Source organism: Pseudoalteromonas piratica, from assembly GCF_000788395.1.
GTDB lineage: Bacteria > Pseudomonadota > Gammaproteobacteria > Enterobacterales > Alteromonadaceae > Pseudoalteromonas > Pseudoalteromonas piratica.
Genome location: NZ_CP009888.1, coordinates 81,353 through 93,292, shown reverse-complemented (window position 1 = coordinate 93,292; position 11,940 = coordinate 81,353). Strand labels below are relative to the sequence as shown.

Genomic DNA, 11,940 nt, shown 5'->3' with positions numbered 1-11,940 from the left:
CTTAAACTCAGCTATAATTTGCGGCCATTTTATTCTAGGGGCATTTTATGGCTGCTTTATCAGCAGAGCGTAGTCTTTTTTCATATCCTAAATATTGGGCCGAATGTTTTGGTCCAGCACCTTTTTTACCAACCAGCAGAGAAGAAATGGATGCCCTTGGTTGGGATTCGTGTGACATTATTATTGTAACGGGTGATGCCTATGTTGATCACCCTAGCTTTGGCATGGCAGTAATTGGCCGTGTGCTTGAAGCGCAAGGCTTTCGTGTCGGTATTATTTCACAGCCAGATTGGTCATCGAAAGATGCTTTTATGTCGCTCGGTAAACCCAATTTATTTTACGGTGTAACTGCGGGTAATATGGACTCGATGATCAACCGTTATACCGCAGAAAAGCGTTTACGCCATGATGATGCGTATACGGCCGGTAATGTTGGTGGTAAACGCCCTGACCGCGCGGTGATTGTATATAGCCAGCGATGTAAAGAAGCCTATAAAGATGTGCCTGTGGTTATCGGTGGCATTGAAGCAAGTTTGCGCCGTATTGCCCACTTCGATTATTGGTCTGAAAAGGTGCGTCGCAGTGTTATTTTCGACGCCAAAGCAGATATCCTCATTTACGGTAATGCAGAAAGGCCTTTAGTTGAAGTGGCGCACGGTATTGCTGCGGGTAAAACCATGGATGAAATGCATGACATTCGCGGTACTGCGGTTATTCGTAAAGAGCCATTACCCGGCTGGCGCGGTTCAGATTCAACGGCGATTGATAAAATTGGTAAGATAGACCCAATTCCAAATCCTTATGGCGCAGATGACGTAGGTTGTAGTAAATCAGAATTTAAGCAAGCGGGTATTGATCTTGGCGCTGAAGCTAAACCTATCACTATTCAACCGCCGCGTTTAAAACCGTGGGAAAAAGTGTATGTAAAGCTGCCAGCTTATGAGCAGGTAAGTGTTAACAAGCCTTTGTATGCCCATGCGTCACGTATTTTACACCAAGAAACCAACCCAGGTTGTGCCCGCGCACTTTTCCAGCGCCATGGTGACCGTTCTGTTTGGGTTAACCCTCCCGCGTTTCCACTTGAAACACAAGAGATGGATGACGTGTTTGGTTTACCGTATCAGCGTGTTCCTCACCCAAGCTATGGAGATGAGAAAATACCTGCCTACGATATGATCAAAACCTCGGTTAATATTATGCGAGGCTGCTTTGGTGGCTGTTCATTCTGTTCAATCACAGAACACGAAGGGCGCATTATTCAAAGCCGTTCAGAGCAATCAATTATTGACGAAATTGAACAAATTCGTGACAAAGTACCGGGCTTTACAGGTGTTATTTCAGACTTAGGTGGTCCAACAGCAAACATGTATAAATTGCGCTGTAAGAGCAAAAAAGCTGAAAGTACATGCCGCCGTTTATCCTGTGTTTACCCTGATATTTGTAAACATATGGATACTGACCAAACGCCAACGGTAAACTTGTATCGCAAAGCGCGTGAAGTTGAAGGTGTGAAGAAAGTGTTAATTGCATCAGGTGTGCGTTATGACTTAGCAATTGAAGATCCTAACTATGTTAAAGAGTTAGTGACACACCATGTGGGTGGCTACTTAAAAATTGCGCCAGAACATACTGAGAACGGCCCATTATCTAAGATGATGAAACCGGGTATGGGTACGTATGACCGCTTTAAAGAGCTTTTTGAAAAATACTCAAAAGAAGCGGGTAAAAAGCAATATTTAATACCGTATTTTATTTCAGCACACCCAGGAACTACCGATTTGGATATGGTTAATATGGCATTATGGTTAAAACGCCATAATTTCAAATTAGATCAAGTTCAGAATTTTTATCCCTCGCCAATGGCAAATGCAACCACCATTTACCATACCGAAATGAACTCGCTCAAGAATATAAAGAACAACAAGGAAGTTGTTAGTGTGCCTAAAGGGGCGCGTCAACGTCGCTTGCATAAAGCGATTTTGCGCTATCACGACCCAGCCGGTTGGCCAATGATCCGTGAGGCATTAAAGAAAATGGGCAAGGCGAAACTTATTGGTAACGGTCCTAATTGCTTAGTGCCTGCAGAATCAAGAGATGAGCAACGTAAGTCTGGTCAGAGTAAAGGTGGTAGGCCTGCACTTTCTCGCCATACGGGATTTGGCCAGTTTAATAAAGCGAATACAAAACCTAAGGTGGGTGGCAATAAGTCGCGTGGTGGTAAATCAGGTAACTTTAGTAAGAGCAGAAAAAAAGCCAGCTCATAAGAGTTGGCTTTTGAATGTTACTTTACTCAATCGGAATTCCCTTCCTGAAACTAACTATACGGTTTTAAGCTTAAGCTAAACTGAATGAGTGAGCTAAAAAATGGCGAGTTACAAACTCGCCATTTTAGTATTTGAATTTGATTACTCTTTCTCAAATGGCACGCCATTTTGCATCCACTTTGGTGCTGGCTTACCTTTAAGGTGGTGATCAAAGTATTCCATCATACGAATTGAGAAATCTACTTGGTTCGGAAACTTCTTCAAGTGGTGTGGTTCACCTTCGTATTGTAAGAAAATCACATCTTTACCTGCACGGCGAAGCGCTAAATAGTATTGAATACCTTCCTGCCACGGCACTGCACCATCTTTATCACCAAACATAATCATAATTGGTGTATTAACTTTATCGGCGAAAAATACCGGCGAGTTTTCAATATATAAATCTAAGCCTTCAAACAAGTCTTTGCCAATGCGGCTTTGTCCGGTTTCGTACTGGAATTGACGCGCAAGACCTGATTTTAAACGAATGCCACTGTATGCACTGGTCATGTTTGATACTGGTGCACCCGATACAACCGCTTTAAACATATCTGTTTGCGTTACCATAAAGGCGCTTTGGTAACCGGCCCATGAGTGACCTTGTAAACCAATCTTGTCTTTGTCTGCAACACCCATATCAATCAGTTTTTGTGCTGCGTTGATCATAGTTTGAGTTGATGATTTACCTGGGTGACCAATTTCAAAACGGATATCTGGTAAGAAAATCGCGTAACCATTTGAAGTAAACATCGGGAAGTTCGGTCTATGGTTTAACTCCATTTTCGGGAAGTCATACATGCGTTGGCTCATATAGCGGTAGAAATAAATGACCACAGGCACTTTATCGCCTTTTTTATAGCCGGCAGGTTTTATTAGCACGCCTTGTAAATCTTCACCATCAAAGCCTTTATACTCTACCAGTTCAGGTTTACTTGCCCATGCAAAATTCTCTTTTTGTGGGTTCAGGTTAGTTAATTTAGTTGAAGTGGAAAGCGATGTGTCGCTTAACCAAAAATCAGGAAATTCATGATAACTTTGACGCGTATAAATTAACGTATCAGCATTTTTCGCTTTCTTTACTAGGTCAAAACGCGCTTCGCCAGTTAAAACCTGTTCCAACTGATTGTTAGCTAAATTAAGCTTAGCAACGCCCGTTTGTTTGTTATCTAGGTTAAAGCTTGAAAGTAATAAGGTATCGTTTAAATCAAAAGATAGTTTGTTTTTATCTAAGCTTTTAACGCGATAACGTGTTTCGGATTTATAGCCATGGGTTAAACGTGCACCTTGCTGCGTGTTTACATCAAATGCCCAAATATCGTATTTGTCATATACATAAAGGGTATTACTATCACTGCTCCAGCCTGCAAAACCATAGCCAGGTTGCTCGCTAGGATAATCGTGTTGGTCGTCGCCAAAAGTGGCACGAATGCCTTTGGTTATCGCATTCAGCTTGGCGTTTTTGAGTGATTTAAGCTGAACTTGACCCTTATCGAAGTATGCAGCAAATTGACCATTAGGTGAAAGCGTCGGACGTGCGCGGGTATTTTCGCTAATTTTAACGCTGTTACCTGTTTTAGTATCTACTGCGTAGTAATCTGCAAAGAAACCGTCATACATAATTTTGTGAAGATGCGGTTTATTGCTATAACCTAGTAAAAATTGCTTTTCAGTGTGTAATCTAACATCTGTAACTTGCTCAGTTTCGAGCTGTACGGCTTTACCGCTGTTTAAATGAAATACCGCTTGGTAATGGCGGTTTTTGTTCTTTTCATTCCACTGTTGAATTTCGCGCGGCTTTATTTCGGCATCTTTGTGATGCCATACTTTTAAACCTTTTTGGTCACGAATTACATCGTAATCAAAAAGGTCGTTTTGCGCTTTGTATTTTTTCTTTTCAATTTTGGCTGAAAGCATTGGGCGCGTTTCAAAATAAAGGCGCTCGCCAGTTTCAGACCATTTTAAGTTAGCTGTTTTACCGATGAACCAATTCTCGATAGGGGTTTCGATTTGCTTTAATTGGTTGTTTTCACTTTGCCATAAGTAAAGTGAATGCTCACGACGACGTTTATCATCATTAACGTAATTACCTACAGAAAGCGCTAACATATCATTGGTTGGATGCCAAACGAGTTTGTTTGCCACAACCCCAGGTTCTGTAAATAAGCTGCTCATTGCAAAGTTTGGCAGGGCAATTTGGCTAATGGCGTTTTTATCGCCTTCTTTGCTTACTTGGCTCACAACAAGCTGCGTGCTACTTGGTGCAATGGCGTAAGTAAGAACATTCTCAATTGAATGCTGTTGTTCGTTTGCTAAGTTCACAATATTAAGGGTGTAAACTTTATCTTTTTTATCCGCTTTTAACTTCGCGTCTTTATCGTCTTTTTCTTTTGCTTTTTTATCTGCTTTTTTATCGTTTTTGGCTTCGTCTTTTTTCTTAACTTCTGTGCGATATGCCAGCCAGTTACCATCATTTGAAATAACGAAATCTTCAACACGTTCAAAGGTGATAACCTTGCCTGTTTCGCTATTTACTAACGATAAATCATTTTTTAGCTTTTTCTTTTTATCTTTTGATGCACTTTCTCTGGTAAGTAGGTCTGGTTTGACTGTAAACGCTACCCATTTTTCATTTTTATTAATAACTGGAGAGGTGCCACGTTCAATTGTTGCGAGCAGTGCTTTGTTGTTAAGTGTATAGACCTGTCCTTCGCTATTACCTCGATATGGTGTGGCGCTAAATGCAAGTAAATTTCCCTGCTCAGAAAGTTGAGATGACTTTGCGTATTTAAAATCAAATACGTCTTTAAATTGAAGAGATTCGCTGGCGCTTAATGCAAAACTGGTTGCTAACGCTAAGCTCGAAAGTGTAAACGCAAGTTTCATTAATGATTACCTAGTGCTAATTGTTAGCTCTAGTGTAAACAGAAACCAAAAAGAAGAAAGGGAATGCGATAAGTTGCAAAATAGTGCGTTGAAGTAAAACGTTTACTTCAACGCGAGGGTATTAGTGCCAAGCTAAGGTGAAAAGTGACCACTGCGCGTCAAATTGCGCGGTTGGTTTTGCTTTAAAATCAGAACGCACAAATTGGTTCATTTTACCTTCAACGTAAGCAAGCAAAAGGTTAGCAAGTTGCTCTTCTGCAAGGGTAAACGTTTTACCTTCGCGTAATTTGCGTTCGCGTAACACTTGTTTAAGTTGTGTTTCTAGCTTTTCAAATAAGCCTTGAATACGCTCGCGTAATCGTTCTTGCTCACCTTGCAGTGCATCACCAGTAAGAATACGTGTAATACCAGGGTTTTTTTCAGCAAAACTGAGAAGTAGCAATAAAATGTTGTGAATACGGCTATGGGTGTCTTTTTCTTTTTCTAAGATAATATTGATATTTGAAAGCAGCGCGTTTTCAATGAATTCGATTAATCCTTCAAACATACGTGCTTTGCTTGGGAAGTGGCGGTATAGCGCCGCTTCAGAAACACCTACCTCAGATGCTAGTTTTGCCGTGGTGATGCGTTGTCCCGGACTGGTTTCAAGCATTTGCGCAAGTGCTTGTAAAATTTCTTCCTTGCGATTACTACGTTTTGTGGCAGGCATTTTTATCCCTTACTTCTTATCATTATTATCAACCTCAAGAGCCGTTTATCTTAATTACTTCTGATTTTAGATGCCAGCTTTTTTACTTTTTAGCCGCCAGTTTTGATGCGATTTCTTTTAATATTAAATGGCTAATTTGCTGTTTTGATTGCAGCGATAAATGGCGTTCGCCCTCCGGCCAAAAGAGTGTCATCGCATTGTTTTCACTATTAAAACCAATGCTAGAATCGGACACATCGTTGGCACAAATCATATCGAGATTTTTATTTTTTAGTTTGCCTTTAGCGTAGTTAGCAACATCATTTGTTTCGGCGGCAAAACCGACTGTAAACGGGCGGTTTTCTTCAAGCGCTGCAACTGACGCGATAATGTCAGGGTTTTTGCTGAGCTCAATGGTCATGGTATCGCCCTGTTTTTTAATTTTATTATTTGCAGTCGTCGTTGCCTTGTAATCGGCAACTGCAGCACAGCCAATAAATACATCTGAATTAACAGCTAACTCCATGGCAGCATCATGCATCTGTTGTGCACTTTCAACATCAAAACGATTAACTTCACTTGGTGTGGTTAAATTAACTGGGCCACTAATTAGATTTACCTTGGCCCCCAGCGCTTTTGCTGCACACGCTAGTGAAAAGCCCATTTTCCCTGAGCTGTGATTAGAGATAAAACGCACAGGATCAAGCGCTTCACGGGTTGGACCCGCTGTGATAGTCACAGTTTTACCTGCCAGCAGTGGGGTATCTTCGCGCATTAAACACAACTCAACTAGCTCGTTTGGTTCAAGCATTCGCCCTTTACCTACATCACCACAGGCTTGCTCGCCACTGGCAGGTCCCCAAATAGACACGCCATATTCACTTAATTTTTGTAAGTTTTGCAGGGTTGCAGGATGGGCGTACATTTGCTGATTCATCGCCGGTGCAATTGCTACTTTAGCAGGTGTTGCGAGTACTAAGGTGGTTAAAAGATCATCGGCCATTCCATGCGCCATTTTGGCGATGGTGTTAGCACTGGCTGGTGCAATTAAAATAAGATCAGCCCATTTTGCAAATTCAATGTGACCCATCGCCGCTTCAGCCGCAGGGTCAAGTAAAGATGTCGAAACTGGGTTTCCTGATACGGCTTGCATGGTAAGCGGGGTAATAAACTGTTGTGCAGAGTCAGTCATTACTACCTTAACTTGCGCACCGTTTTCAGTTAAACGTCTTGTTAATTCGGCACATTTATAAGCAGCGATGCCGCCTGTAATTCCCAATACTATTTTCTTCGACATAATAATTAATGACATTTTTTAAATTAGCCAAACCATACCATTTTCGATGATTTTTGGCGAGGCTGGCTATACTATTAAATGAACGCAAAGAGCTTAACAAGGATTGTTAAATGCAAATAAATCAAATGCCCATTGAGGCAAGACCTAGAGAAAAGCTATTAAGTAAAGGCGCATCGAGTTTAACCGACGCAGAGTTATTAGCTATCTTTTTACGTACCGGTATTAAAGGGCTAAATGCTATTGAACTTGCCGATACATTGCTCAAACAACAAGGCTCACTTGGTCAACTCCTGTCACTGGAGTGTGATTCATTCTGTCAGCAATTAGGGCTCGGACCCGCAAAATATGTTCAGCTGCAAGCTGTGCTTGAACTGAGTAAACGTTTTTTTGCTGAGCAACTTAAGCGAGAAGCCGTATTTGATTCGCCTTATTCGGTAATAAACTACCTAAAATGCGAATTACAAAAAGAGCACAAAGAATGTTTTTACTTGCTGCTGCTCGATAGCCAAAACAGGCTTATTAAATCGATCAATTTATTTCAAGGTACGATTAACGCAGCATCGGTTTATCCCCGAGAAGTCGTTACCACAGTGCTTAAATACAACGCGGCAAATGTGATTTTGGCACATAACCACCCAAGTGGCATAGCTGAACCTTCAGAGGCGGATAAATTAATTACAAAGCGATTATCAGACGCGCTTGCTTTGATTGATGTGAGTATTTTAGATCACATTATAATTGCTGCTGGTAATACTCACTCCTTTGCAGAGCATGGACAAATTTGAAGGAAAAAAGAAGGTTAATTAATGCTTTTTTGTAAATAGCTGTTTTTACAGTTATTAATATTATTGAAAATTATTCTCAATAGCATTAAAATTTGTAGTGTAATTAATTTTGAAAGCACTCACTTATTATGTACGTTTGTATTTGTCATGCAGTTACTGAAAAACAGATTAAACAGGCCGTAACCGATGGTATGGATTCGATGCGAGATGTGCGTGGTTGTTTAGGTGTAGGCAGTCAATGTGGTAAATGTGTGTGTCATGCAAAGGATGTAATCACACAGTCGCAGCAAGAATTAGCTATTAAAGTAAGTGTTGATTACACCAGCTGCCAAAAAGTAGCTTGATTCAAAATATAAGATTCCTAAATAAAAAACCGCGTAAATCGCGGTTTTTTTATTACTCAAGATAAAGATTGCTTACTTGTGATAATCCAAGCAAATCTCAACTTCATTTTTTGAACCCATGGTAACAGCAACACGCTGATGAATCTCTTGCGGTTCAATATCTAAAATACGGTCAAGTCCTGCATATGCAACACCGCCAGCTTGCTCTACTAGCATTGCCATTGGGTTTGCTTCATAAAGTAAGCGTAGCTTGAATGGCTTTTCTGGGTTTTTTGTATCTTCAGGGTAAGTAAATAAGCCGCCGCGACATAATAAACGGTGAACATCACCTACCATGCAGGCAATCCAACGCATATTAAAGTTTTTCTTGCGCGGACCCTCTTCACCAGCAAGACAATCAGCAATGTAGTTTTGCATTGGTGCTAGCCAATGGCGCTGATTTGATGCATTAATTGCGAATTCTTTAGTATCTTCAGGAATAGTTACTTTATCTTCAGTAAGTAAGAAACTGCCGTGCGTTCTGTCTAATGTAAATAAACGCGTGCCTTTACCAATAGTTAACGCCAACATAGTTGAAGGGCCATAAAGCACATAACCTGCTGCGACTTGGTGCTTACCCGCTTGCATGAAAATGCTTTGATCATCAGCGGCTTTGTCTTTTGGCGCTTTCATAATTGAAAAGATAGTACCAACTAACGAGTTAATATCGGTATTTGAAGACCCATCTAGTGGATCAAATGCAACGATATATTCAGCATCAGGGTTGCCAGCAACAGTATAATCTTCTTCTTCAGACGCGATGGCTTTTACATAGCCAGACTCAAGTAGAATATCTTTGAGTAATTGGTTCGATAAAACATCAAGCTTCTTTTGTGTTTCACCTTGAATGTTTTCATCTAAGGTTGAACCTAAAACACCTGATAATTCACCTTGGCTTACACGGAATGAAATTTCCTTACAAGCAGCAAGAATTGTTCTGATCAATGATAAAAGATCACGAGGACAGCCGTCTTCGATCAATACTGGTGGAAGTCTACGCATTATATAATCCTGACTATTAGCTTATTGCCACATAAAGTGAGAGGGTGGCAACAGGCAACCTTTCGGTAGCGCTCAGTTAAATTTGTATACAATTGTACATCAGCTTGTGTATCATTTAAGCACCATGCACCATTGATAATGAAATAACAAAGAAGATGCAAAGATTAGTACAACCATTTCTGCTGATCTGTGCTTTGTTACTGTTAAGTATACCAAAAGCGCAGGCAACCCTGAAACCCATTGATGCATTTACTAGCGAAATGAATCGTTACCCGGGCTATTTTACCTTTTATTATGACAATACTTCGGGCAAGGTTTATTTAGAAGTAGATAAATTAAACCATGAATTTTTACTACAACTCAGTATGCCATACGGTTTAGGGTCGAATGATATAGGACTTGACCGTGGTCAGTTGGGCGATACAAAAGTTGTGCAGTTTGAAAGACATGGCAATAAGCTTTTACTAAAACAAAACAATACTTACTACCGAGCAAACAGCAACAATAAAGCTGAACTACAGAGTATTCGTGAAGCATTTGCATCAAGTGTGTTACACGGTTTTGAAATCAAAGCTGCGAGCGATAACCATGTTTTAATTGATTACACACCTTACCTATTATCTGATGTGCATGGTGTGTCAAGAACCTTAGCGGGTCGAAATCAAGGTAGTTTCAGTTTAGATAAAAGCAAAAGTGCAGTTTATATGCCGCGCTCAAAGTCGTTTGCTAAAAATACCGAGTTAGAAGCGATTGTTAGCTTTAATGGCACAAAGCCGGGTAAATATGTAAAACAGGTTGCACCCGATCCGTATTCAATTTCAGTCCACTTACACCACTCGTTTATAGAGCTACCGGACGATGGCTTTAAACCGCGAAAATTCCACCCGCAATCGGGCTTTTGGAGTGAAGAATATAAAGACTACGCAGCGCCTTTATCTGAGTCGATGTATGTGCGTTATATTCCAAAACATCGCTTAGCGAAAAAAGACCCAACAGCTGAAATCTCCGAAGCCGTTAAACCGATTGTTTACTACCTCGATCCTGGTGTGCCAGATCCGGTAAAAACAGCTTTACTTGATGGTGCTAAGTGGTGGCAGGCAGCCTTTGAAGCGGCGGGTTATAAAAACGCGTACCAAGTAAAAATGCTACCTGAAAATGCAGATCCGATGGATATTCGTTATAACGTAATCCAATGGGTGCATCGTGCAACCCGTGGTTGGTCATATGGTTCAAGTGTCATCGACCCGCGCACAGGCGAAATTATTAAAGGTCATGTAACGCTTGGTTCACTGCGTGTACGCCAAGATATTTTGATTGCAGAAGCACTGGCAGCGCCTTACTTAAAAGGTGATGAAACAGTCGAAAAATTACATGCGATGGCCCTTGACCGTATTCGCCAGTTAAGTGCCCATGAAGTAGGTCACACTCTAGGTATTGCGCATAATTTCTCTGCGTCAGTAAAAGACCGCGCTTCGGTCATGGATTATCCGCATCCACTAGTGAGCTTTAATGAGGATGGCAGCTTTAATACTGAAAACGGCTATGGCAAAGGCTTAGGTGTGTGGGATATTCAAGTTGTGAAATATGGTTACTCAGATTTTCCGATTTTGAGTGAAGCAAAAGAGCTTGAAAAAATTTTAGCGGAAAATAAGCGCCTTGGTCTTGAGTTTATTTCTGATAGTGATGCGCGTGCGCAAGGCGGTGCACATCCAACAGCGCATTTATGGGATAACGGTGAAAACCCGAGCCAAGAGCTTCAACGAGTGCTTGCTATTCGTGAAAAAGCGATATCGAAGTTTGGCCTTCATAATATTAAAAACGGTACGGCGCTATCGCAGCTAGAAGAAGTGTTTATTCCACTTTATTTATTCCATCGTTATCAAACGGAAGCGGCGGTTAAATTGATTGCTGGCATTGATTACGATTATGAGTTACGTAGTGGTGATACTTTTAAAGGCAACAAGCTTGTTGATGTTGCTAAGCAAAAAGAAGCACTAAGCGCGTTATTAACAACGCTTGATGCTGACCAGTTAGTGGTACCTGAGCACGTACTTGATGTGATTACACCAAAAGCTTACGGAGAATACAAAACGCGTGAAAGTCTAGTTGGCCGTACAGGTTTAACACTTGATCCGTTAGCATTACCGGAGGTTTCTGCAAATCATTCACTTTCTTTATTGTTAAACTCACAGCGTCTTAATCGCCTTCATTTCCAAGCGATGCGAGACAGCAAACAGCTAAGTGCGCGTAATGTGTTATTTCAACTTTGTGAGCAAGTGTTTTTCAGTAACCAAAAGCAAGGCATGTTGCATCAAGTTGCACAGCGCATTCAAATGGTGACGGCATATCATTTAGTCAATGCAGCGCTTAGTGATAAAACCGACCCAGAGGTACAGGCTGAGTTAGTTGGTCAAATTACCTTTATTAGTAGTAAATATGCACGTACTAACGATAACTTCAAAAAACACATCGCCAATGTGTTAACCAAGTCGATAGAAAAGGGAAGCTGGCAGGGTAACTTCAAACCATTACCTATGCCACCAGGCTCACCTATTTAACACCTAATTGGTAAGTTATGGCATACTAAGCCCATTAGCGA

At 41.0% G+C, this 11,940-nt stretch carries 8 protein-coding genes; 4 read left to right on the top strand and 4 right to left on the bottom strand.

The genetic code is table 11. From position 1 onward, the window contains the following. Window positions 1-47 precede the first annotated feature (47 nt). Window positions 48-2,264 (top strand): YgiQ family radical SAM protein, encoded by a 2,217-nt coding sequence (locus tag OM33_RS00390; protein WP_038637302.1) that lies wholly within the window; start codon window positions 48-50, stop codon window positions 2,262-2,264. A 141-nt stretch (window positions 2,265-2,405) separates the two neighbouring features. Here OM33_RS00390 and OM33_RS00385 read toward each other — a convergent pair whose 3' ends face one another. From OM33_RS00385 to coaBC, 3 genes are all read right to left on the bottom strand, one after another. Beyond that, window positions 2,406-5,186, bottom strand: coding sequence for a S9 family peptidase (locus OM33_RS00385; protein ID WP_038637299.1), 2,781 nt, complete (start codon window positions 5,184-5,186; stop codon window positions 2,406-2,408). Between the two features lie 121 nt (window positions 5,187-5,307). After that, entirely contained in the window at window positions 5,308-5,895 is a 588-nt protein-coding gene (gene slmA / locus OM33_RS00380; protein ID WP_038637297.1) for a nucleoid occlusion factor SlmA, read from the bottom strand. Between the two features lie 82 nt (window positions 5,896-5,977). Then, window positions 5,978-7,186, bottom strand: a complete 1,209-nt coding sequence (gene coaBC / locus OM33_RS00375) for a bifunctional phosphopantothenoylcysteine decarboxylase/phosphopantothenate--cysteine ligase CoaBC (protein WP_081990977.1) — start codon at window positions 7,184-7,186, stop codon at window positions 5,978-5,980. A gap of 95 nt (window positions 7,187-7,281) precedes the next feature. Between coaBC and radC the strand changes: the two genes are divergently transcribed. Together radC and OM33_RS00365 are read left to right on the top strand one after the other, a co-directional pair. After that, window positions 7,282-7,956, top strand: a complete 675-nt coding sequence (gene radC / locus OM33_RS00370; RefSeq protein WP_038637294.1) for a RadC family protein — start codon at window positions 7,282-7,284, stop codon at window positions 7,954-7,956. 128 nt (window positions 7,957-8,084) lie between these two features. Next, on the top strand, window positions 8,085-8,300 hold the full coding sequence (locus tag OM33_RS00365) for a bacterioferritin-associated ferredoxin (protein WP_010561924.1): 216 nt from the start codon (window positions 8,085-8,087) through the stop codon (window positions 8,298-8,300). A gap of 72 nt (window positions 8,301-8,372) precedes the next feature. On the opposite strand, the gene OM33_RS00360 is transcribed toward OM33_RS00365, so the two are convergent. Next, on the bottom strand, window positions 8,373-9,341 hold the full coding sequence (locus tag OM33_RS00360) for a class 1 fructose-bisphosphatase (RefSeq protein WP_038637290.1): 969 nt from the start codon (window positions 9,339-9,341) through the stop codon (window positions 8,373-8,375). A 155-nt stretch (window positions 9,342-9,496) separates the two neighbouring features. On the opposite strand from OM33_RS00360, the gene OM33_RS00355 reads away from it, so the two are divergent. Next, window positions 9,497-11,899: a zinc-dependent metalloprotease gene (locus OM33_RS00355; RefSeq protein ID WP_038637288.1), complete on the top strand. Its 2,403-nt coding sequence runs from the start codon at window positions 9,497-9,499 to the stop codon at window positions 11,897-11,899. Window positions 11,900-11,940 lie beyond the last annotated feature (41 nt).

Excerpts from the sequence above, each read along its gene's own strand:
- radC (WP_038637294.1), top strand. The coding sequence starts at position 7,282 with ATGCAAATAAATCAAATGCCCATTGAGGCAAGACCTAGAGAAAAGCTA.
- OM33_RS00360 (WP_038637290.1), bottom strand. The coding sequence starts at position 9,341 with ATGCGTAGACTTCCACCAGTATTGATCGAAGACGGCTGTCCTCGTGAT.
- slmA (WP_038637297.1), bottom strand. The coding sequence starts at position 5,895 with ATGCCTGCCACAAAACGTAGTAATCGCAAGGAAGAAATTTTACAAGCA.
- OM33_RS00390 (WP_038637302.1), top strand. The coding sequence starts at position 48 with ATGGCTGCTTTATCAGCAGAGCGTAGTCTTTTTTCATATCCTAAATAT.
- OM33_RS00355 (WP_038637288.1), top strand. The coding sequence starts at position 9,497 with ATGCAAAGATTAGTACAACCATTTCTGCTGATCTGTGCTTTGTTACTG.
- OM33_RS00385 (WP_038637299.1), bottom strand. The coding sequence starts at position 5,186 with ATGAAACTTGCGTTTACACTTTCGAGCTTAGCGTTAGCAACCAGTTTT.
- coaBC (WP_081990977.1), bottom strand. The coding sequence starts at position 7,186 with ATGTCATTAATTATTATGTCGAAGAAAATAGTATTGGGAATTACAGGC.
- OM33_RS00365 (WP_010561924.1), top strand. The coding sequence starts at position 8,085 with ATGTACGTTTGTATTTGTCATGCAGTTACTGAAAAACAGATTAAACAG.